The sequence below is a fragment of the Paraburkholderia sp. BL10I2N1 genome (assembly GCF_004361815.1).
GTDB lineage: Bacteria > Pseudomonadota > Gammaproteobacteria > Burkholderiales > Burkholderiaceae > Paraburkholderia.
This window is the reverse complement of sequence record NZ_SNWA01000001.1, coordinates 892,536-914,689: the sequence shown is the minus strand read 5'-3', so window position 1 is coordinate 914,689 and position 22,154 is coordinate 892,536. Positions and strand designations below refer to the sequence as shown.

Below are 22,154 nucleotides of genomic sequence, written 5' to 3'. Positions count from 1 at the left end.
GCTCTTTGTTTTTTTGCGCCAGCGGAAAACCAGCGAGCTACCACCCCCCCCAACGTGCCGCCAGCGCGGCAAGAATCGCGATGCCCGCTGTTTCGGTGCGCAGCACGCGCGGCCCGAGCCCGAGCCCGCTGAAGCCCTGACTCAGCGCCAGCCCTTCTTCCTCGGTGGACAGGCCGCCCTCCGGTCCGATCAGGATCGTCACCGGGCCTTTCGGCGCGACCTTCGGCAAAGCGGAAAATTCGATGCTCGCACGCGGCGACAGCAGCAGCCGCAGTTCATCGTCGTCGGGCGTGGCGGGGAGGTTTGCGAGCCAGGTAGTCAGGTCGACGGCCGATGCGACGTCCGGCAGACGGTTGCGACCGCATTGTTCGCACGACGCGCGCACGATCCCTTGCCAGTGCGCCTGACGGCGTACTGCCCGCTCGCCGGACAGGCGCACGACGCTGCGCGCAGTCGTCAGTGGCACGAACGCCGAGGCGCCGAGTTCGACCGCTTTCTCGATCAGCCAGTCCATCTTGTCGCCGCCGGCGACGCCCTGTGCGAGCGTCACGCGATAGGGCGGCTCCACATCGATCGATCTGAATTCCCCGACCTTTACCCGAACCGAGCGCCGTTCGACTTCGACGAGTTCGGCGCTGAACTCGCCGCCTTCGCCGTTGAAAAGCGCGATCGAGTCGCCGGGTTGCAGGCGGAGGACCTGAACGTGTCGCATGACATCGTCGGGAAGAACCAGCAGGTCGCCACCCAGTAGAGGCGCGCCGACGAAAAAGCGAGGCATCGTGGAAAGGCTCATCGAATCAGGAAAGGTGACGGGCAAGCGCCCAACGGTAGCCGTCGAGATCCTCGATCTGAGCGAAACGGTCGCCCCAGAACTGATCCTGCGGCTCACTCAGCGATTTTGCGCCGGCGGCCAGCGCGCGCGTGTAGACGGCATCGACGTCGTCCACATAAAGATAGAACGACTGCGGTGCGATCGCACCTGCGCTCTTCGGTGTCTTTGCGGTCGAACCGAAAGCGCCCTCCGGTGCGAACATCACGATCAACTGATCTTGCCACGTCATTTCGACGTGCATCATCGCGCCGTCGTCGTGCACGCTGTCGCGGACCCTGAAGCCAAACGCGCTCTCGAAGAAGGCGGTAGCGGCACGCGCGTCGCGCACAGTCAGGTATGGCGTCAACCACGGCACACCGGCTGGGCGTAGGGCAGTCATTGAATTCTCCTGGTCCTTTGGTTCATCAACACGTTGTGAGAGCGGCCTGTTTGCGGCGGACGGACAGCCCGTTCGTCGTCATGGTTCTGTAAGTCACTTAAGGACCGGCTTAGTTTATCGCGCGGCACGCGGCGCGGCGAAGAGCGCGAAACACGCTGCGTCGTACCCGAGCGGGTTTCGATACCTCACTTCGCGAGTCGCGCCGTCGTTCTCGATGGGCCGATTATAGAGGGCGACTCGTGCGTGAGGCGGGGCGAACCCGGCACTGCCCGGACGGTCGAATCAAGGGCAAAACGTGGCTGGCCGGGCCGTTCGCGGCCGGGGATACGGTTGACGATCTGTTAGAATGTCACGCTTTGCAGCCTTGTCCGTTTGCTCTGCCCGTTTCGCGTCTCCCGGCGCCGCATCGTGCGCCGGAGCACTCTGGCCGCCGAGCTTCCGGACCGGCGCCCCCGCTTTTTTGGACTCGTTCTCCGGACTCGACATGACGACCCCGTCTCCCGCTCCCACCTCCCTGATGGCCAATGCGATCCGCGCATTGTCGATGGATGCCGTTCAGAAGGCCAATTCTGGTCACCCCGGCATGCCGATGGGCATGGCTGAAATTGGCGTTGCGCTGTGGTCGCGCCATCTGCGCCACAACCCGAAGAACCCGCAATGGGCCGATCGCGACCGTTTCGTTCTGTCGAACGGTCACGGCTCGATGCTGCTGTATTCGCTACTGCATCTGACCGGCTACGGCCTGCCGATGGAAGAACTGAAGAACTTTCGTCAACTTCATTCGAAGACGCCGGGCCACCCGGAATACGGCATCACGCCGGGCGTCGAGACGACCACCGGTCCGCTCGGCCAGGGTCTGGCGAACGCGGTCGGCATGGCGCTCGCCGAAGCGCTGCTCGCCTCCGAATTCAACAAGCCTGACGCGAAGATCGTCGATCACCACACGTATGTGTTCGTCGGCGACGGCTGCCTGATGGAAGGGATCTCGCACGAAGCCTGCTCGCTCGCAGGCGTGCTGAAGCTGAACAAGCTGATCGCGTTCTACGACGACAACGGCATCTCGATCGATGGCGAAGTGGTCCACTGGTTCCGCGACGACACGCCGAAGCGCTTCGAAGCCTATGGCTGGAAGGTGATTCCTGGCGTCAACGGCCACGACGTCGCTGCAGTTGATGCGGCCATTGTCCAGGCGAAGCAGTCGGACAGGCCGACGCTGATCTGCTGCAAGACGGTGATCGGCGAAGGCGCGCCGACCAAGGCGGGTGGCCACGACGCGCACGGCGCGCCGCTCGGCGACAAGGAAATCGCCGCGACCCGCGAGGCGATCGGCTGGAAGTGGGAACCGTTCGTGATCCCGTCGGAAGTCTACGAGGCATGGGACGCGAAGGAAGCGGGCGCACGCGTCGAGTCCGACTGGGACAAGGCATTCGCGGCATACCGCGCGAAGTATCCGCAGGAAGCAGCCGAATTCGAACGCCGCATGGCGAAGAAGCTGCCGGCTGACTGGGCGGAAAAGGCCCAGGCCATCATCGCCGGTGCAAACGCACGCGCTGAAACGGTCGCGACCCGCAAGGCTTCGCAACAGGCCATCGAAGGTCTGTCGACGGTGCTGCCTGAACTCTTCGGCGGCTCGGCCGACCTGACCGGCTCAAACCTGACCAACTGGAAGGCGTCGAAGCAAGTCGGCATCGACGCCGAGGGCGTCCTTCGCGGCAATTACCTCAGCTACGGCGTGCGCGAATTCGGCATGAGCGCGGCCATCAACGGCATCGCGCTGCATGGCGGCCTAAAGGCATTCGGCGGCACCTTCCTGACCTTCTCCGACTATAGCCGCAACGCACTGCGCGTCGCCGCGCTGATGAAGGCGCCGTCGATTTTCGTGTTCACGCACGATTCGATCGGCCTCGGCGAAGACGGCCCGACTCACCAGTCGATCGAGCACGTGGCGAGCCTGCGCCTGATTCCGCATATGCAGGTCTGGCGCCCGGCTGATACGGTCGAAACGGCTGTCGCGTGGACGCAGGCTGTCGAGCATCATGGCCCGTCGTGCCTGATCTTCACTCGCCAGAATCTCGCGTTCTCGGAGCGCACCGATGCGCAGATCGCAAACGTCGCGAAGGGCGGCTACGTGCTGCGCGACTGGAACGACGAAATCGTCGCGCGCAAGGTCATCCTGATCGCGACCGGCTCGGAAGTCGAGCTGGCGTTGAAGGCGATCGAGCCGCTCGCGCAGGAAGGCATTGCGGCGCGCGTGGTGTCGATGCCGTCGACGACGGTGTTCGACAAGCAGGACGTCGCATACCGCGAACGCGTGCTGCCGCACGGCGTGCGTCGCGTGGCGATCGAAGCAGGTGTGACGGATTACTGGCGCAAGTATGTGGGCCTGGAAGGCGGCGTGGTCGGCATCGACACGTTCGGCGAATCCGCCCCGGCTGGCGTGCTGTTCAAGCATTTCGGCTTCACCGTCGAGCACGTTGTAGAGACGGCAAAGGCCGCCCTCGGCTGAGCGGCAACCGGTTCTGCCGGACGCGCCTCACGCTCCGGCAGAATTCGCCCGCCCGACCCAACCCAAGGTATTTTTTCAGCCATCAGGAGATAGACAATGACGATTCGCGTCGCAATCAACGGCTACGGCCGGATCGGCCGCAATACGCTGCGCGCCTTTTATGAAAACGGCAAGAAGCACGATATCGAAATCGTCGCCATCAACGACCTCGGCGATGCCAGGACGAATGCCCACCTGACGCAGTACGACACCGCGCACGGCAAGTTCCCGGGCGAAGTGTCGGTGGACGGCGACTTCCTCGTCGTGAACGGCGACAAGATCCGCGTGCTGGCAAACCGCAACCCGGCTGAACTGCCGTGGGGCGAGCTGGGCGTCGACGTCGTGATGGAGTGCACGGGCTTTTTCACGACCAAGGAAAAAGCCAGCGCTCACATCAAGGGTGGCGCGAAGAAGGTGATCATCTCGGCACCGGGCGGCAAGGATGTCGATGCAACGATCGTCTACGGCGTGAACCATCACGCGCTGAAGGCTGAGCACACGGTCATCTCGAACGCATCGTGCACGACCAACTGCCTTGCACCGCTCGTCAAACCGCTGAACGACAAGATTGGCCTCGAAACGGGCCTGATGACGACGATTCACGCCTACACGAACGACCAGGTTCTGACCGACGTGTACCACGAAGACCTGCGTCGCGCGCGCTCCGCCACGCACAGCCAGATCCCCACGAAGACGGGTGCAGCATCGGCTGTCGGCCTCGTGTTGCCGGAACTGAACGGCAAGCTGGACGGTTACGCGATTCGCGTCCCGACGATCAACGTGTCGATCGTCGACCTGTCGTTCATCGCGAAGCGCGACACCACGGTGGACGAAGTGAACGCGATCATGAAGGAAGCATCGGAAGGCGCGCTGAAGGGCATTCTCGGCTACAACACGGCGCCACTGGTTTCGATCGACTTCAACCACAACCCGGCTTCGTCGACGTTCGATGCAACGCTGACGAAGGTGTCGGGCCGTCTCGTGAAGGTGTCGAGCTGGTACGACAACGAGTGGGGTTTCTCGAACCGCATGCTGGATACGGCAGTGGCACTCGCCAACGCGAAATAAGTCATCGACGCGTTTACGCTGAACAGAAAGCGGCCTGCGGGCCGCTTTTTTTATGCAACGTCCTGGCGGTTCAATCTCTACGACCGCGGCGTCGGAAAGTACACACCTGCGCGCTGCGCGGCGTTCGAGATATGCGTTTCGATGGCCTTGCCGGCTGCCTCGGGGTTGCGCGCCTTCAGCGCATCGAGAATCGCCCGGTGCTCGTGCCAGGTGGTCAGAACAAGCTCGCGCCTGTAGAACGGCATTCGCTGGCTTTCTTTCATGATGTCGGCGCTGCTGCGCAGGATCGATTCGATCGCTGCGTTGCCGGCGATGCTGACAATCCGCATATGGAAATCGAAGTCGAGCTGCGCGGCTTCGTCGAGTTCAGCCGCAACCAGCGCGCCGTGCAACGCAGCGATGTTGTCCTCGAACCAGTCGATGTCGCTGTCGCTGATCGCAAGCGCTGCCATCCTTGCGACGAAGCCCTCCAGCGCGAAGCGCATCTGATAGGTATCCGGTAGCGACGACTGATCGGCGAACCGCCATGGATGGCCGGCCGACGCCTGCGCGCTCTCCACATAGACGCCCTTGCCAGGCCGGATGGTGAGCAGGCCGAGCGCTTCGAGCGTCGACAGCGCCTCCCGTAGCGACGCGCGGCTGATCTCCAGTTCCTCGGAAAGCTGGCGTTGCGCCGGAAGAAGACTGCCGACCGGATAGGCGCCGCCTTCGATCCGTTCCCGAATCGTGGCGATCGCGGCGTCAGTAACAGTGTGCGGGACGTTTTTCATCTTACTTTTGATCGGCGTGGTCTGACCGGCATTGTAATCCGCGTTCGCGGTCGCTGCACGGCATGCTTGTAAAGCATCGGGAAGCGGGTCGAAAGACTCCACTAGCGCAACGGGTAAACCCCGTCAAATCGGTCCTTGACTGCACTATATCGGCTTCCTACTATTCGCCATAACAGTGCTGGTCGGACCAGTATGAACAGATGAACCCAGGAACCAGGAGAAAGCCGTGTTGAAGTTTTTCAATTCGCTGTTTGGCCGGGTGGTGATCGCTCTCGTAGCGGGCATTGTGATCGGCGCGCTGTTCCCCCATTTCGCCCAGTCGCTGCGGCCGCTTGGCGACGGTTTTCTCAAGCTGATCAAGATGGTGATCGGGCCTATCGTGTTCTGCGTGGTCGTTGGCGGAATGGCGCACGCGGGTGACCTGAAGAAGGTCGGGCGCGTCGGTCTGAAGGCGGTGGTCTACTTCGAAATCATGACGACGATCGCGCTCGTGATCGGCGCCGTGCTTGCGTACCTGACGAAGCCGGGTGTCGGGATGAACATCAACCTTCATTCGCTCGATGCCGCGTCGCTCTCGACCTACACGGAACACGCGAAGAGCCTGAAGGACACGGCCGGGTTTCTGCTGAAGATCATCCCCGAGACGGCCATCGACGCCTTCGCCAAGGGCGACATCCTGCAGATCCTGGTGTTTTCGGTGCTGTTCGGCTCGGCGCTGTCGCTGCTCGGCGAGAAGGCGCAGCGGGTAAGCAGCCTGATCGACGAACTGGCGCAGGTGTTCTTCCGCGTGATGAGCTTCATCATCAAGCTCGCGCCGCTTGGGGTGCTCGGCGCGATCGCCTTCACGACGGGCACGTACGGCGTGGAGTCGCTCAAGCAACTCGGCATGCTGGTGCTCGTGTTCTACGCAAGCTGCATCGTGTTCGTCGCGGTGGTGCTTGGCGTGGTGATGCGTCTGGCCGGTTTCAATGTGTTCAAGCTGATCCGCTACCTGCGCGAAGAGCTGTCGATCGTGCTTGGCACGGCATCGTCGGACGCCGTGCTGCCCCAGATCATGCGCAAGCTCGAATGGATGGGTGTGAAGGATTCGACCGTCGGCCTCGTGATTCCGACGGGCTACTCGTTCAACCTCGACGGTTTCTCGATCTACCTGACGCTCGCTGTGATCTTCATCGCGCAGGCCACGAATACACCGCTGTCGATGCATGATCTGATCGTGGTTGTGCTGGTGTCGCTGGTGACGTCGAAGGGCGCGCACGGTATTCCCGGTTCCGCGATCGTGATTCTCGCCGCGACCCTTTCCGCGATTCCGGCGATTCCGGTGCTCGGGCTCGTGTTGATCCTGCCGGTCGACTGGTTCGTCGGCATCGCGCGGGCATTGACCAACCTGATCGGCAACTGCGTGGCGACGGTGGTAGTCGCCGTGTGGGAAAACGATATCGACAAGGTGCGCGCCCGTCGCGTGCTGAATCAGGATGCCGAACTGCGCTACGTCCCGGCCGGCGATGAGAAAGCCGGACCGGAGGTCGCAGGCGAGCACGCTCACGCAATCTGACGACGAAACCCTGACCGACGCATTCTCAGGCGGGCGGCAACGCCCGCCGCCTTCACCGACCCTACCGACCCCGACAGACCCACATCATGGCTAATCCGATCCTCGACCCCAACGCTCCCGCCTTCACGCGCCGCTATATGAATCTCGCCGATCCGCGTCTGGGCGCGAAAGCGCTCTTCGCCAGCGACGAATTCTTCGCACCCAAGGAACGCATGCTCGACCCTCAGCCGGCGGTGTTCATCCCCGGCAAGTACGATGACCACGGTAAATGGATGGACGGTTGGGAAACCCGCCGCAAGCGCACGACCGGCCACGACTCCTGTGTGATCCGGCTCGCCCGCCCGGGCGTCGTGCATGGGGTCGATCTGGATACGAGCCACTTCACCGGCAATTTCCCTCCCGCCGCGTCGATCGAAGCGTGCTACGCCGAAAGCGATTTGCCGCCGGACAACGCAGTCTGGCAGACACTCGTACCCGCCACGACGCTGCAAGGCAACCAGCACCATTACGTCGAGGTCGACGACGCGCGCGCCTTTACGCATCTGCGCGTGAACCTGTATCCGGACGGCGGCCTCGCCCGCCTGCGGGTGTACGGTCAACCGAAGCGCGACTGGACCAGCCTTGCACGTGGCGAGCTGATCGATCTTGCAGCGATTGAAAACGGCGCGTATCTCGTCACCGCGAACAACCAGCATTTCGGGCCGGCCTCGCAGATACTGATGCCGGGTCGCGGCGTGAATATGGGCGACGGCTGGGAAACGCGGCGTCGTCGCGAGCCGGGCAACGACTGGGCCATCATCGCGCTTGCCCGGCCGGGCACGATCCGCAAGGTCGAAGTCGATACGGCGCACTTCAAGGGCAATTTCCCGGATCGCTGTTCGCTGCAGGCGGCATCCGTTGTGGGCGGCACGGACGAATCGCTCGTCACGCAGGCGATGTTCTGGCCCGTGCTGATGCCCGAACAGTCCCTCAAAATGGATCACGTGCACACGTTCAGCGAGCAGCTGGCGTCCCTCGGGCCTGTGACGCACGTGCGATTCAATATCTACCCGGACGGCGGCGTGTCGCGTCTGCGTCTGTGGGGCGAGACCGAGTAACGGAGCCGCCGCCATGAAAACACTGAAGATGGAACGGCTGACGCGCGAGGCCTTCGCGCCTTTCGGCGATGTGATCGAACTGGAAGGCGCACGCCATTTTCCGATCAATGGCGGCACGACCGTGCGCTTTCACGACCTTGCCACGATCGACGTGTGCAGCGACGGCGGCCGGCCGCTCGTCAACGTATTTCGCGCTCAGCCGCGTAGTCTGCCGCTGGAGATCGCGATGATGGAGCGTCATCCGCTCGGCAGCCAGGCGTTTCTGCCGCTTGCCGGCGTGCGCTACCTGGTCGTCGTCGCGCCGGCGGGCGAGTTCGATCCGTCGCGCATGCGGGCCTTCCGGGCGGATGGCTGGCAGGGCGTCAATTACGCCGCGGGAGTGTGGCATCATCCGCTGCTCGCGCTCGAGCGGGTAAGCGATTTCGTGGTGATCGACCGCGGCGGCGAACAGCCGAATTGCGATGAAGTGGCCTTGCAGGAGCCGTGGCGGCTGGAATCGTCAGGCCTGGTCGCGGAAATCACGACGCCTTGACCGTCAGATCGCACGATGTAAAAAGACCCGGTCAGCTTCCGCTGACCGGGTCTTTTTGTTGTCGATGTGCGCGAGCTGGAAAGCGCTCTTCCGCGAACTGCCGTCCGCTCAGTGCTTGCGATGGGGACAGTTTTCCTTGGTGCAGGCACCGTACAGTGCGAGCGCGTGTTCCTGCAGCTTGAAGCCGCGTTCTTTCGCGATCGACTGCTGGCGGCTTTCGATTTCGGGGTCGAAAAACTCTTCGACGAGCCCGCAGTCGAGGCACACCAGGTGGTCGTGGTGGGTTCCTTCGTTCAGCTCGAAAACGGCTTTGCCGGATTCGAAATTACTACGCGACAGGAGCCCCGCCTGCTCGAACTGCGTGAGCACGCGATACACCGTGGCGAGACCGATATCGAGTTCCTCGTGCAGCAGACTGCGGTACACATCTTCTGCTGTCAGATGGCGGACCGCGCTATGCTGGAAAATTTCGAGGATTTTGAGGCGCGGAAGGGTCGCCTTGAGCCCGATGTTCTTGAGATCGGTTGGATTGGTCATGACAAGGGATCCCTAGAGTACAATGCAGGGTTCTAATAGTAATGTGAATTGCTGTTCAGGTCATCTTCGATGGAACGAAATTCGCGCGGCTTGTCAGCAAGCCCGCACGGTGAGTGAAATGATTTCAAAATCTCAATTGATCTACCGGGGGAGCCGCATGCGGGGTACCTTGATCGCTGCTGCGGCTGTTGCGGTTCTTGCTGGATGTTCCACTTACGACAGCCTGACGCAACGTATTGCCCAGAGCATTACGCCGTATCGGATTACTGTCGTGCAGGGCAACTTCGTCTCGGCAGAAATGGCCGCACAGATGAAGGTCGGCATGTCGCGTGCGGAAGTGAAGCAGGTGCTCGGCACGCCGTTGCTGACGGACCTGTTCCACGACAATCGCTGGGACTATATCTTCTATTTCCGGCGCGGTTCACGCCAGATCGTGGAGCAGCGCGACTTCATCGTGCATTTCGAGAGTGACCGCGTCGCGAGCTGGACGGGTGGCGAAGATTTGCCGTCCAACCTCGAATTGCTAGCCCAGATCGACGGTGACAGAACCGGCCGGAGAGGGGCTGCTACGGCAGTCGCGGCGAGCGGCGCCAGCGCGCCGGTTGCAGCTGCTTCCGCGCCCGCGGAGGCGGCGGCTGCGACCGATACGGCGCGTTCGCCGTCAGCCGATGCGGCCGCGGCTGCGGCGCCGTCGACGGATCCGAATGCGCAGGCCGCTCAGGCCGCGAACCGCGCAACCGAGGCCGTGCAGACGCCGTCTCGCAATGCGACGCCGGCGGTGCGCGCCAACAGGCCGCCGTCGGCAGGCTTGCCGCCGAACACCAACGCGCCAGGTCAGCCGCAGTTCCAGTTCAGGCGTCCGCCGCCGCCCGAGACGAACGGTCCGTCGGAGAACCCGGTTGGGCCAGTCGGGCCGCAAAGCAACGCCCCGGCGTCGCAGCCGTCGCAGACTTCGACTGGCGCCTCGACGGGAACAGGCGGCTAAACCCGCTGTCCGTTTCTCTTTGGGTCGCGCGCGGGAGTGAGCGAAGTGCGTGCGCAGGCAGGCCCGCTACTCTTGCGCGTTGGCGCGCGTTGACCTCGACGCGCGCTGGAGTTGTTTCTGCGTTGCCTGTGTGTCGGCTGAGTTGCCTCAGTTGCGTGCGGTTGCCTGTGAGTTGCCCATGAAAATCGCTATTGCCGGAGCATCGGGCCGCATGGGCCGGATGCTCATCGAAACCGTCCTGAACGACCCTGAAGCGGCGCTCGTCGGCGCGCTCTGCCGCGCAGGTTCGCCGCAACTGGGGCGGGATGCCGGTGCGTTTCTCGGCAAAGAGACCGGTGTCGCACTGATGGACGACATCGAAGCCGTCTTCGCGGAAGCCGACTATCTGATCGACTTCACGCGTCCCGAAGGCACGATGGCGCATCTTGAAGCCGCGCTGCGCCACAACGTGAAGCTCGTGATCGGCACCACCGGTTTCGACAATGCGCAGAAGGCGCAACTGCGTGGCGCAGGCGAAAAAATCGCCATCATGGCCGCGGGAAACATGAGCGTCGGCGTGAACGTCACGCTGAAGCTGCTCGAATTCGCGGCACGCCATTTTGCAACCGGTTACGACATCGAAATCATCGAGGCGCATCACCGGCACAAGGTCGACGCGCCGTCCGGCACGGCGCTGATGATGGGCGAAGTGATCGCCGACGCGCTCGGGCGCAATCTCGATGAGTGCGCCGTGTATGGCCGCGAAGGCGTGACCGGCGAGCGCGATCCGTCGACGATCGGTTTTTCCGCGATTCGCGGCGGCGATATCGTGGGCGATCATACGGTGCTATTTGCGGGCGTCGGCGAGCGCATCGAGATCACGCACAAATCCGCGAGCCGGCTCTCTTATGCGCAGGGCGCGCTGCGTGCTGTGCGTTTCCTCGCAGGCCACCCGACTGGTTTCTTCGATATGCAGGACGTGCTCGGCCTGCGGTAACCCCACGCATCTTTCGACGGCGAGGCTCGATGGCGACCACCGGCATCCTCCACTATCTGCAGACGAGCGACCCTATTACGCATGGCGTAGCGTGGGTGTTGCTGGCGATGTCGGTGGCGAGCTGGTGCTTCCTGATCGTGAAAGGCTGGATGCTAGGCCGTGCGAAGCGCCAGGGGCCGCGCGCGGTTGCGCTGTTCTGGCAGGCGCAGACGCTGTCGGACGGGGTGGTGGCGTTGCGTCTTGCCGACCGCGAACGCGTCTTTGCGCCGCTGGCGGAGGCGGCGCTTCATGCCGCGGAAACCGACATGCCGAACGCGCTGCTCGCGCGTGTCGAGCGCAGTGAGCGCGTGCTGCGCGCGTTGCGTCAGGCGCTGAGCGCGTCGCAGCGGCGGCTCGAATTCGGGCAGGTGCTGCTGGCATCGGTGGGCAGCACGGCGCCGTTTGTGGGCTTGCTCGGCACCGTCTGGGGTATCTATCACGCGCTCGGCAGTATCGCGGCAAGCGGACAGGCGATGATCGAAAACGTCGCCGGGCCGGTTGGCGAAGCGCTCATCATGACGGCCTTCGGTCTGGTCGTCGCCATTCCAGCGGTGCTTGCCTACAACGTGCTCGGACGCATGGTGCGTCAGCTCTCCGAAGAACTGGACGGCTTCGCTCACGACCTGCACGCCTACGTGTGCGCCCCCGCCGGTTGAGCGGCGCCGGGACATCCTTCGCGGAGATCGACATGGCATTCGGCGGACTCGAAAAGAAGCAGACTGCCCCGCCGATGGCAGACATCAACATGACGCCGCTGATCGACGTGATGCTCGTGCTGCTCGTCATCTTCATCATTACCGCGCCGCTGTTGACGCACGCGATCCGGCTGGATCTGCCGAAGGTCGCCTCGGCCCCCGCGCGACCGACACCGCAAACCATTTCGCTGTCGATCGACGCTGCCGGCAAACTGTACTGGGACACCAAACCCATCACCCTCGACCAGATGCGCGCCAGGTTTTCCGAGGCAGGCAAGCGCGCCGACCCGCCCGAGATCCATCTGCGCGCCGAGCGCTCGACGCGCTACGAGGTAATTGCCCAGGTGATGGGCGCGGCGCAACAGGCAGGGCTGGAGCGGATCGGTTTCGTGACGGATCCGCCGGCTGCCTCACCGGCCGCAGCAGGTCATCCGTAAGGTTTGAGGACGGCTAAGCCGATGCCGCAGCCTGCCAACAGCCGGAGCCGCGGCCGGTCGTCATGGCGGTGGTCCGCGCGTAACGCCTGCCGCCAGGCGGGGTAACCGGAAGGAAGCGCAAATCCCGGTTCTCACGACCCGGGCACGGCGGCGTCGGACGGTATAATCAGCCCTTTCCCCCGCAAGGGGGCGATCGATCCCATCCAGCAAAGCACCAGGCCCGGTGCGAAAGCACCGAACCCAGCGACTCACCACACCATGCACGAAAAATACGTTCCCTCCGACGTTGAATCCGCCGCGCAAGGGCAATGGCGCGCCAGCGACGCCTACAAGACGACGGAAGCCACAGACAAGCCCAAGTTCTATTGCGTCTCGATGCTGCCGTACCCGTCGGGCAAGCTGCACATGGGTCACGTGCGCAACTACACGATCAACGACGTGATGTACCGCTATCTGCGGATGAACGGCTACAACGTGCTGATGCCGATGGGTTGGGACGCGTTCGGCATGCCTGCCGAAAACGCGGCAATGGCCAACAACGTGCCGCCGGCAAGGTGGACGTACGACAACATCGCGTACATGAAGGGGCAGATGCAGTCGATGGGTCTCGCGATCGACTGGTCGCGCGAAGTCGCCACGTGCAGCCCCGATTACTACAAGTGGAACCAGTGGCTGTTCCTGAAGATGCTCGAAAAGGGCATCGCGTACAAGAAAACCGGCACCGTGAACTGGGACCCGGTCGACCAGACCGTGCTCGCCAACGAACAGGTGATCGACGGGCGTGGCTGGCGCTCTGGCGCGCTCGTCGAGAAGCGCGAAATCCCGATGTACTACATGCGCATCACGCAATACGCGGATGAACTGCTGAACGACCTCGAAGGCCTCGGCTGGCCCGAGCGCGTCAAGGTGATGCAGCAGAACTGGATCGGCAAGAGCTTCGGTGTGAACTTCGGCTTCCCGTATGAAATCGACGGTGAAGCGAAACTGCTGCGCGTCTTCACGACGCGCGCCGACACGATCATGGGCGTCACGTTCTGCGCGGTCGCCGCCGAGCATCCGCTCGCGACACGCCTCGCGCAGGGCAAGCCCGAACTGCAGGCGTTCATCGAAGAATGCAAGCGCGGGGGCGTGGCCGAAGCCGACATCGCGACGATGGAAAAGAAGGGCATGGCCACCGGCTTCTTCGTCACGCATCCGCTGACGCAGGAGAAGGTCGAAGTGTGGATCGGCAACTACGTGCTGATGAGCTACGGCGAAGGCGCGGTGATGGGCGTGCCGGCGCACGACGAACGCGACTTCGCGTTCGCAAAGAAATACGACCTCGCAATCAAACAGGTCGTCACCGCCGCAGGCAAGACCTATTCGACCGATGCATGGCAGGAATGGTACGGCGACAAGGAAGGCGCCGCCTGCGTGAACAGCGGCAAATACGACGGTCTCGACTATGCGGCCGCCGTCGACGCGATCGCTGCCGATCTGAAGGAACTGCGCCTCGGTGACAAGCAGGTCACGTGGCGTCTGCGCGACTGGGGCATTTCGCGCCAGCGCTACTGGGGCACGCCGATTCCGATCATCCACTGCGCCACCTGCGGCGACGTGCCGGTGCCGGAACAGGACCTGCCCGTCGTGCTCCCCGAAGACCTCGTGCCGGACGGCACGGGCAATCCGCTTGCGAAGTCCGAAGCGTTCCTGAACTGCACGTGTCCAACCTGCGGCGCGTCCGCGAAGCGCGAAACCGACACGATGGACACGTTTGTCGATTCGGCCTGGTACTTCTATCGCTATGCGGCGCCCGATGCGAAAACGATGGTCGACGCGCGCACCGATTACTGGATGCCGATGGATCAGTACATCGGCGGCATCGAGCACGCGATCCTGCACCTGTTGTATTCGCGATTCTGGGCAAAGGTGTCGCGCGACCTCGGTATTGTGAAGTTCGGCGAGCCGGCGAAGAATCTGCTTACGCAGGGCATGGTGCTCAACGAAACGTATTACCGCGAGAACGAAGCGGGCAAGAAGACCTGGTGCGACCCGGCCGACGTCACGGTAACGTTCGACGACAAGGGTCGCCCGGTCGGCGCGGTGCTGAACGCGGACGGCCAGCCGGTCGTGCTGGGCGGTGTCGAGAAGATGTCGAAGTCGAAGAACAATGGCGTCGATCCGCAGGTTCTGATCGACCAGTACGGCGCCGATACCGCACGTCTCTTCACGATGTTCGCCGCGCCCCCTGAGCAGCAGCTCGAGTGGTCGGGCGCCGGCGTCGAAGGGGCGAGCCGCTTTCTGCGCCGTGTGTGGGCCTTCGGGTACGCCAACGAGGCGGCATTGCGCGAACCCGCGTCGCTGGATGTCGCGCGGCTCGCCGACACGGACAAGGCGCTGCGCCGTGAGATCTACAGCGTGCTGAAGCAGGCCGACTACGACTATCAGCGTTTGCAGTACAACACGGTGGTGTCTGCGGCGATGAAGATGCTCAACGCAATCGAAGGCGCGAAGGGTGCAACGCCGGCCGTGTTGCGTGAAACGTACGGCGTGTTGCTGCGGGTGCTGTATCCGGTCGTGCCGCACGCGACGTTCCAGTTGTGGCAGGAACTCGGATACGCAGACGAACTTGGCACGCTGCTCGATGCGCCGTGGCCGAAGGTCGACGAAAAGGCGCTCGAGCAGTCCGAGATCGAACTCGTGCTGCAGGTGAACGGCAAGGTGCGTGGCGCCGTGACGATCGCGAAGGACGCACCGCGCGAAGCGATCGAACAGGCTGCGGTCGCACACGAGATGTTCGCAAAGTTCGGCGAAGGCAAGACGCCGAAGAAGATCATCGTCGTGCCGGGGCGCCTCGTGAATGTTGTCGTTTGATGCTGGCGGCAGAACCAGGCGCCACCACGCAATAGCAGACGGAAGTGTGCAGGAGGCCGGCGCGTCGAGCGACAGCATCCTGCGCTTGTTGAAGAATCAGGAGCCAATGTGACTCGCAGAACGTTTTTGACGCTTGCGTGCGGCGTGATGATGTTGTCCGCCTGCGGCTTTCAGCTGCGCGGCCAGCAGGACTACGCGTTCAAGCGTCTCGCCATCGCGGGTGCGCCGCCGCCGTTTGTTGCACGCCTTACCCGGCAGATCGAAGGCGGCAGCGATACGGTGATCGTCAATGTGCCAACCTACGCGGACGCGGTGCTGCATATCTCCGAGTCGCGCGGCACGAGTACATTGACGCTGAATTCGTTCGGTGTCGTCTCCGAGTACCAGTTGAACTATTCGCTGAGCTACACGCTCACCGGGGCCGACGGCACGTTGCTGATTCCTCCCAGCGCGATCTCGTTGAACCGCGCGATGACGTATAACGACCAGTTTACGCTGGCAAAGTCCGCGGAATCGGACTTGCTGTTCGCCGACATGCAGAACGATGCGGTCGACCAACTGACGCGGCGCCTCGCCGTTGTGCGCTCGCTGCATCCGGGGCCGGGCGAACAGGTCCCAGCCGTCGCCCCGCGCGCACCGTTGCCGCCGCCGCCGCTGTGAGCGTCGCGCGACAACATGTTCACTACGTTTATCCGTAATCATGCAACTGCGACTTGACGCGCTCGAACCGCATCTCGCGAAAGGGCTCGCTGGCCTGTACGTCGTGTACGGCGACGAGCATCTGCTCGCGCAGGAAGCGTGCGACCGCATTCGTGCGACTGCGCGCGCGGCAGGCTTTACCGACCGCTCGGTGTTCACTGTCGAGCGCGGTTTCGACTGGAGTTCGCTGCTTGGCGCAAGCCAGTCGATGTCGCTGTTCGGCGACCGTCAACTGGTCGAATTGCGGATTCCATCGGGCAAGCCAGGCAAGGAAGGCGCGGACACTCTGAAAACGCTCGCCGCAGCCGCGAATCCCGATGTGCTGACGCTCATCACGTTGCCGCGTCTCGACGCGGCAACGCAGAAGGCGGCGTGGTTCACCGCGCTTGGCGACGCCGGTGTCGCACTGAAGATCGATCCGGTCGAGCGTGCGCAGTTGCCGAACTGGGTCGGCCAGCGGCTCGCCCTGCAGGGCCAGCGTGTCGCGGCCGGCGAAGAAGGGCGGCGCGCATTGCAGTTCATCGCCGAGCGCGTGGAGGGCAATCTGCTCGCGGCACACCAGGAAATCCAGAAACTGGGGTTGCTGTATCCCCAGGGCGTATTGAGCTTCGAGCAGATCCAGGACGCCGTGCTGAACGTCGCGCGCTACGACGTGTTCAAGCTGAACGAAGCGATGCTCGCCGGCGATGTCGGCCGGCTTTCGCGGATGCTAGACGGTCTGCGCGGCGAAGGCGAAGCCGCGGTGCTGGTGCTCTGGGCGGTGGTCGAGGAAGTGCGAACGCTGCTGCGCATCAAGCGCGGTGTCGCAGCGGGCAAGCCGCTCGCGATCCTGCTGCGTGAGAACCGGGTCTGGGGGCCGCGCGAGCGCCTCGTCGGGCCGGCACTTTCGCGCGTGACCGAGGCTGCGCTCGAAAAGGGGCTGGCGCTCGCCGCGCGGCTCGATCGTCAGGTGAAGGGCTTGTCCGGCGGGACGCCAGGCAACCATCGACATGATCCGCCGCCCGATCCATGGAGCGGACTTTTCGAGCTGGCTATGACCGTCGCCTCGCCAGCGAAGTCCGCAACTGTAGCGTCCGCGAGGCCATCACGGCGGCCAGCCTGAAGTGTCCACGGCGCATGCCGGCGTAGCTGCTGAAGCGGCGAAGCTTTTTGCGCAAGAAGGCTTTGCAGCATGTTGGCCGGTGCCAGAAAGACCGTCGTATTGACGCGTCCCCCCACTCGCAATGAATCAGAGCCGGCGCGACAAGGCCCCAGACAAGCAAAGCCGCCGCACCCGACTTACAATCGACGCTTACTTCCGCTAATCCTGCCTGTCCGCCGAGCGTGAATCAGGCGCGACATCACGAGAATCAAGATGGATATCGACCAGTACATGACCGACCTCGGCCGCCGCGCGCGTCACGCATCGCGCGCGATGGCGCGAGCCTCGACGGCTGCGAAGAACGCCGCGCTCGAAGCGGTTGCGCGCGCGATCGAACGCGACGCGGCGACGCTCAAGGAAGCGAACGCGCGCGACGTCGCACGGGCGCGCGATAAAGGCCTAGACGCGGCCTTTATCGACCGTTTGACGCTGTCCGACAAGGCGTTGACGACGATGGTCGAAGGCTTGCGACAGGTCGCGGCGCTGCCGGATCCGATCGGTGAGATCAGCAACCTGAAGTACCGCCCGAGCGGCATCCAGGTCGGGCAGATGCGCGTGCCGCTGGGCGTGATCGGCATCATCTACGAATCGCGTCCGAATGTGACGATCGATGCGGCCGCGTTGTGCCTGAAGTCCGGCAACGCGACGATCCTGCGCGGCGGCTCGGAAGCACTCGAATGCAATACGGCACTCTCGAAGCTGATCGGCGAAGGGCTGGAAGCCGCCGGTTTGCCGCAGGACGCCGTTCAGGTCGTCGAGACGCCCGATCGCGCGGCGGTTGGCGTGCTGATCACGATGACCGAATTCGTCGACGTGATCGTGCCGCGCGGCGGCAAGAGCCTGATCGCGCGCCTGATGGAAGATGCACGCGTGCCGATGATCAAGCATCTCGACGGCATCTGCCATGTGTATGTCGACGACCGCGCGGATGTGACGAAGGCGCTCACCGTCTGCGACAACGCGAAGACGCATCGGTACGGTACCTGCAACACGATGGAAACGCTGCTCGTCGCGCGCGGCGTCGCGCATGCAGTGCTGCCGCCGCTCGGCAAGCTGTATCGCGGCAAGGAAGTCGAATTGCGCGTCGATCCCGCGGCGCGCGCGGTGCTCGAAGCGGCAGGCGTCGGCCCGCTCGTCGATGCGACCGAAGAAGACTGGCGCACCGAATATCTCGCGCCGGTGCTGGCGATCAAGGTGGTGGACGGCATCGACATGGCGATCGAGCACATCAACACCTACGGTTCCGCGCACACGGACGCGATCGTCACCGAAGACCACGACCGCGCCATGCGCTTCCTGCGCGAAGTCGATTCGGCGAGCGTGATGGTCAACGCGTCGACGCGTTTCGCCGACGGCTTCGAATTCGGCCTCGGCGCGGAAATCGGCATTTCGAACGACAAGCTGCACGCGCGCGGGCCGGTCGGTCTGGAAGGACTGACGTCGATGAAGTACGTCGTGCTCGGACACGGGGAAGGCCGTCAATAAGCGCGAAGCGTCACGCTAACAACAACATCAACAATTCGCACGAGGACCGCCGATGCTCTGGGTGAAGACGTTACACATTGTTCTGATTGCTGCCTGGTTTGCCGGACTGTTTTATCTGCCGCGCATCTTCGTCAATCTGGCGATGGAAACGGAGCCTGCCGCAGTGAGCAGGCTGCTTATCATGGCGCGCAAGCTGTTTCGCTTCATGACCTTCATCGCCGTGCCGGCGCTCGCATGCGGGCTCTGGCTGTGGCTCGGAGTCGGCATCGGCCAGGGCCAGGGCTGGATTCACGCGAAGGTCGGCGTGGTGCTGCTGCTCATCGTGTATCACGCTTACTGCGGCAAGCTGCTCAAGACCTTCGAGCGTGGTCAGAACAAACGCTCGGACAAGTGGTACCGGATGTTCAACGAACTGCCGGTGCTCGGCATGCTGGCCGCGGTCGCGCTCGTGGTGATCAAGCCGTTCTGATCAACGCTTCAACGCGCCCGTTCCCTTTTTCTCCGCACCCGCACCCGCGGGCGCGTCTTCGATCCGCCGGCGCCGCAGCACGTCCTTCGCCTGCGCCAGCTTGCCGACGAGGTTCGGCCCCAGCTTGAGCGCTACGCCCACCGCCAGAATGTCGCCGATCGCGAGATGCGATACGCGCGACGTCATCGGCGAAAAGATATCGGTGTCCTCATCCACGTTCGCAAAGAGCCCGACGGTGGCGACGCGCGCGAGCGGCGAATTGCCGTGCGTGATCGCGATCACCTGTGCGCCCGCCGCGAGCGCTGACTTCGCCGCCTCGACGATATCGCGAGTGCGCCCGGTGTTCGAAATCGCGACTACGACGTCGCCCTTGCCCAGTAGCGCGGCCGACATCAGGAACGTATGCGGGTCCGAATAGGCAACGCTCGGCATCCCGAGGCGGAAAAATTTGTGTTGCACGTCGAGCGCCGCGACGCCGGAACCTCCCGCGCCGTAGAACTCGATGCGACGTGCCTCGGCCAGCAACGCAATCGCTGCCGCGACGCTGTCCGAGGACAGGTTATTGCGTACCTGAATCAGCGCGCCGATCGTCCGGTCGAGTACTTTTGCCGCCACGCCGGGCGTGGGTTCGTCGGGGCGCACGTCGCGATACACGGCCGGCACTTCGGCTGCAATGCCCTGGGCGAGCCGGATCTTGAACTCCCGGAAGCCTGAAAAGCCGAGCGCGTGACAGAAGCGCGCGATCGTCGGCTGGCTCACGCCTGCGCGTGCCGCCACTTCGGTCATTGACAGATCGAGCACCTCGCGCGGCGCCTCGATCACGTAATCGGCCAGCTTGCGCTCGGAAGGGCGCAGCTGGTCGCGCATGGATTCCACTTGGGACAGCATCATCGGAAAACTCGCACTATGCTGAAGAATGCGTGGACTATATCCGATCGTACAGACATGTACAAAAACTACATTTATCGAGGTAGGTATATTCCCTGGGTTTTTGTGTTTACGGGCAGAAAGCCCGCGTAGAGGCGTTATGAGCCAGATTCTGGCAGGATGAGTAGGTGGATCTCTGGGCATTGCGGCTGTGTAGTTTTTCTACTAATATGCTGATGTCGGCTGCCAAGGCCGTCCCCCGCGTTTATCAAATCTGGCGCCGCGCCCGTGCTCGCCCTACCAGCGACGAAGGAGCTTCGATGGTTTCCCCGCATCCGCAACTCATCAAGGTCACGCAGCGCGTGATCGAACGCAGCAAGCCCACCCGCGCGGCCTATCTGGCGCACATCGACCGTGCGCAGGGCCGGTTTCCCGCGCGCGGCGCGCTGTCGTGCGCGAACCTCGCCCATGGCTTCGCCGGGCTCGAAGGCAAGGAGAAGCTGGCAATCAAGACGATCCGCGAACCGAACATCGGCATCGTGTCGTCGTACAACGAAATGCTCTCGGCTCACGCGCCGTACAAGAACTTCCCGGACATCATCAAGGCCGCTGCGCGCGAGAACGGCGGCGTCGCGCAATTCGCCGGCGGCGTGCCGGCCATGTGCGATGGCGTGACGCAAGGCAACCCGGGTATGGAGCTGTCGCTGTTTTCACGCGAAGTGATCGCGATGAGCACGGCAGTGGCGCTCACGCACAACATGTTCGACGCGGCGCTGTGTCTGGGCGTGTGTGACAAGATCGTGCCGGGCCTGCTGATCGGCGCGCTGCAGTTCGGCCATTTGCCGACGATCTTCGTGCCCGCCGGCCCGATGACGAGCGGCCTGTCGAATGACGACAAGGCGAAGATCCGCCAGCGCTTCGCAATCGGCCAGTGCGAGCGCAACGAGCTGCTCGAAGCCGAAGCTGCCGCGTATCACGGCCACGGCACCTGCACGTTCTACGGCACGGCAAACAGTAACCAGATGCTGATGGAAGTGATGGGCCTGCATCTGCCTGGCTCGGCATTCGTGCATCCGCATACGCCGCTGCGCGATGCGCTGACGGCACAGGCGGCGCGCCGCGTGCTCGATCTGACGGCGGAGCGCGGCAACTACATGCCGATCGGCCACGTGATCGACGAGAAAGCCATCGTCAACGGCATCGCCGCGCTGCTCGCGACCGGCGGCTCGACGAACCATACGCTGCATCTGGTTGCGATCGCCCGCGCGGCCGGCATCGTGATCGACTGGGACGACTTCGACACGCTGTCTCAAGCCGTGCCGCTCCTGGCGAAAATCTATCCGAACGGCAAGGCCGACGTGAATCACTATCACGCGGCCGGCGGCATGGCGTTCCTGATCCGCAATATGCTCGAAGGCGGCCTGCTGCACGAAGACGTGAATACGGTTGCCGGCAAGGGCCTCTCGCATTACACCGAAGAGCCGAAGCTGATCGACGGCAAGCTCACGTGGGTGCCGGGCGTTGCGAACAGCCACGACACTGCCGTGCTGCGCGGCATCAAGGAACCGTTCCAGCCCGATGGCGGCCTTCGTCTGATGCAGGGCAAGCTCGGCCGCGGGGTCATCAAGATTTCGGCGGTTGCGGCGCAGCATCGCAAGGTGAAGGCGCCAGCGATCGTATTCGACTCGCAGGAAGCCGTGCAGAAAGCATTCGATAACGGCGAGCTGAAGCGCGATTTCGTTGCCGTTGTACGCTTTCAGGGTGCACGCGCAAACGGCATGCCTGAACTGCATCGTTTGACGCCGCTCCTCGGCGTGTTGCAGGATCAGGGTTTCCACGTTGCGCTGGTTACCGATGGACGTATGTCGGGGGCTTCAGGCAAGGTGCCGGCAGTCATCCATATCTCGCCGGAAGCCCTGTTGCAGGGACCGATCGGCAAGGTGCAGACGGGCGACATGATCGTGATCGATGCGGAAGCCGGCGTGCTCGATATCGAGATCGACGCAGCCGGGTGGGCGGCGCGCACGGTCGCGCAACCCGCGCATCAGGCGGAAAATGAATTTGGCTTCGGCCGCGAGCTATTCGGCGTCTTCCGTGCGGCAGCAGCACCTGCGGAGCAGGGCGCATCGGTATTCGGCCGGATGGTGGGCGAGACTCACACCAGCCACGAGTTGCAGAAACAGGGAGTCTGAA

General features: G+C 63.4%; 20 protein-coding genes. 15 read left to right on the top strand and 5 right to left on the bottom strand.

Translation table 11 applies throughout. From position 1 onward, the window contains the following. Positions 1-37 precede the first annotated feature (37 nt). Together B0G77_RS04255 and B0G77_RS04250 are read right to left on the bottom strand one after the other, a co-directional pair. The gene (locus B0G77_RS04255) at positions 38-778 is read right to left on the bottom strand and encodes a 16S rRNA (uracil(1498)-N(3))-methyltransferase (protein WP_133660994.1); all 741 of its coding nucleotides are present in this window, start codon (positions 776-778) and stop codon (positions 38-40) included. Between the two features lie 19 nt (positions 779-797). Further along, entirely contained in the window at positions 798-1,211 is a 414-nt protein-coding gene (locus B0G77_RS04250) for a VOC family protein (RefSeq protein ID WP_133660993.1), read from the bottom strand. A 484-nt stretch (positions 1,212-1,695) separates the two neighbouring features. Between B0G77_RS04250 and tkt the strand changes: the two genes are divergently transcribed. Continuing rightward, positions 1,696-3,717, top strand: a complete 2,022-nt coding sequence (tkt, locus tag B0G77_RS04245; RefSeq protein ID WP_133660992.1) for a transketolase — start codon at positions 1,696-1,698, stop codon at positions 3,715-3,717. A gap of 96 nt (positions 3,718-3,813) precedes the next feature. Beyond that, complete coding sequence (gene gap / locus B0G77_RS04240) at positions 3,814-4,824, top strand: type I glyceraldehyde-3-phosphate dehydrogenase (protein ID WP_133660991.1); 1,011 nt, start codon at positions 3,814-3,816, stop codon at positions 4,822-4,824. A gap of 77 nt (positions 4,825-4,901) precedes the next feature. Here the strand turns inward: gap and B0G77_RS04235 are convergent, their stop codons facing one another. Beyond that, positions 4,902-5,594 (bottom strand): FadR/GntR family transcriptional regulator, encoded by a 693-nt coding sequence (locus B0G77_RS04235; protein ID WP_133660990.1) that lies wholly within the window; start codon positions 5,592-5,594, stop codon positions 4,902-4,904. Positions 5,595-5,820: 226 nt separating this feature from the next. Between B0G77_RS04235 and B0G77_RS04230 the strand changes: the two genes are divergently transcribed. The 3 genes from B0G77_RS04230 (at position 5,821) to B0G77_RS04220 (ending at position 8,778) form a co-directional block, all read left to right on the top strand. Then, on the top strand, positions 5,821-7,149 hold the full coding sequence (locus tag B0G77_RS04230; protein WP_133660989.1) for a C4-dicarboxylate transporter DctA: 1,329 nt from the start codon (positions 5,821-5,823) through the stop codon (positions 7,147-7,149). A gap of 86 nt (positions 7,150-7,235) precedes the next feature. Then, complete coding sequence (gene alc, locus B0G77_RS04225; RefSeq protein WP_133660988.1) at positions 7,236-8,246, top strand: allantoicase; 1,011 nt, start codon at positions 7,236-7,238, stop codon at positions 8,244-8,246. A 13-nt stretch (positions 8,247-8,259) separates the two neighbouring features. Further along, complete coding sequence (locus B0G77_RS04220) at positions 8,260-8,778, top strand: ureidoglycolate lyase (RefSeq protein WP_133660987.1); 519 nt, start codon at positions 8,260-8,262, stop codon at positions 8,776-8,778. A 108-nt stretch (positions 8,779-8,886) separates the two neighbouring features. Here the strand turns inward: B0G77_RS04220 and fur are convergent, their stop codons facing one another. Continuing rightward, positions 8,887-9,315 (bottom strand): ferric iron uptake transcriptional regulator, encoded by a 429-nt coding sequence (fur, locus tag B0G77_RS04215; RefSeq protein WP_133660986.1) that lies wholly within the window; start codon positions 9,313-9,315, stop codon positions 8,887-8,889. A gap of 118 nt (positions 9,316-9,433) precedes the next feature. Between fur and bamE the strand changes: the two genes are divergently transcribed. The 9 genes from bamE (at position 9,434) to B0G77_RS04170 (ending at position 19,094) form a co-directional block, all read left to right on the top strand. After that, positions 9,434-10,300, top strand: coding sequence for an outer membrane protein assembly factor BamE (bamE, locus tag B0G77_RS04210; protein ID WP_133660985.1), 867 nt, complete (start codon positions 9,434-9,436; stop codon positions 10,298-10,300). Positions 10,301-10,478: 178 nt separating this feature from the next. Then, positions 10,479-11,276 carry a 4-hydroxy-tetrahydrodipicolinate reductase gene (gene dapB, locus B0G77_RS04205; protein WP_133660984.1) on the top strand — a complete coding sequence of 266 codons (798 nt, stop codon included), beginning with the start codon at positions 10,479-10,481 and terminating at the stop codon, positions 11,274-11,276. A gap of 29 nt (positions 11,277-11,305) precedes the next feature. Beyond that, on the top strand, positions 11,306-11,971 hold the full coding sequence (locus B0G77_RS04200; protein WP_133660983.1) for a MotA/TolQ/ExbB proton channel family protein: 666 nt from the start codon (positions 11,306-11,308) through the stop codon (positions 11,969-11,971). 32 nt (positions 11,972-12,003) lie between these two features. Beyond that, the gene (locus B0G77_RS04195; RefSeq protein WP_133660982.1) at positions 12,004-12,447 is read left to right on the top strand and encodes a biopolymer transporter ExbD; all 444 of its coding nucleotides are present in this window, start codon (positions 12,004-12,006) and stop codon (positions 12,445-12,447) included. 258 nt (positions 12,448-12,705) lie between these two features. Then, complete coding sequence (gene leuS, locus B0G77_RS04190) at positions 12,706-15,300, top strand: leucine--tRNA ligase (RefSeq protein ID WP_133660981.1); 2,595 nt, start codon at positions 12,706-12,708, stop codon at positions 15,298-15,300. A gap of 108 nt (positions 15,301-15,408) precedes the next feature. Next, positions 15,409-15,960, top strand: coding sequence for an LPS assembly lipoprotein LptE (gene lptE, locus B0G77_RS04185; protein WP_133660980.1), 552 nt, complete (start codon positions 15,409-15,411; stop codon positions 15,958-15,960). Between the two features lie 40 nt (positions 15,961-16,000). Then, positions 16,001-17,101, top strand: a complete 1,101-nt coding sequence (gene holA / locus B0G77_RS04180; protein WP_133660979.1) for a DNA polymerase III subunit delta — start codon at positions 16,001-16,003, stop codon at positions 17,099-17,101. Between the two features lie 252 nt (positions 17,102-17,353). Beyond that, positions 17,354-18,625, top strand: a complete 1,272-nt coding sequence (locus B0G77_RS04175) for a glutamate-5-semialdehyde dehydrogenase (RefSeq protein ID WP_133660978.1) — start codon at positions 17,354-17,356, stop codon at positions 18,623-18,625. Between the two features lie 52 nt (positions 18,626-18,677). Further along, positions 18,678-19,094 (top strand): CopD family protein, encoded by a 417-nt coding sequence (locus tag B0G77_RS04170; RefSeq protein WP_133660977.1) that lies wholly within the window; start codon positions 18,678-18,680, stop codon positions 19,092-19,094. Here the strand turns inward: B0G77_RS04170 and B0G77_RS04165 are convergent, their stop codons facing one another. After that, entirely contained in the window at positions 19,095-19,985 is an 891-nt protein-coding gene (locus B0G77_RS04165) for a MurR/RpiR family transcriptional regulator (RefSeq protein ID WP_133660976.1), read from the bottom strand. It lies immediately after the preceding gene. A gap of 296 nt (positions 19,986-20,281) precedes the next feature. Between B0G77_RS04165 and edd the strand changes: the two genes are divergently transcribed. Further along, a complete protein-coding gene (gene edd / locus B0G77_RS04160) occupies positions 20,282-22,153 on the top strand; it encodes a phosphogluconate dehydratase (RefSeq protein ID WP_133660975.1) in 1,872 nt (623 codons plus the stop codon). Position 22,154: the final 1 nt, after the last annotated feature.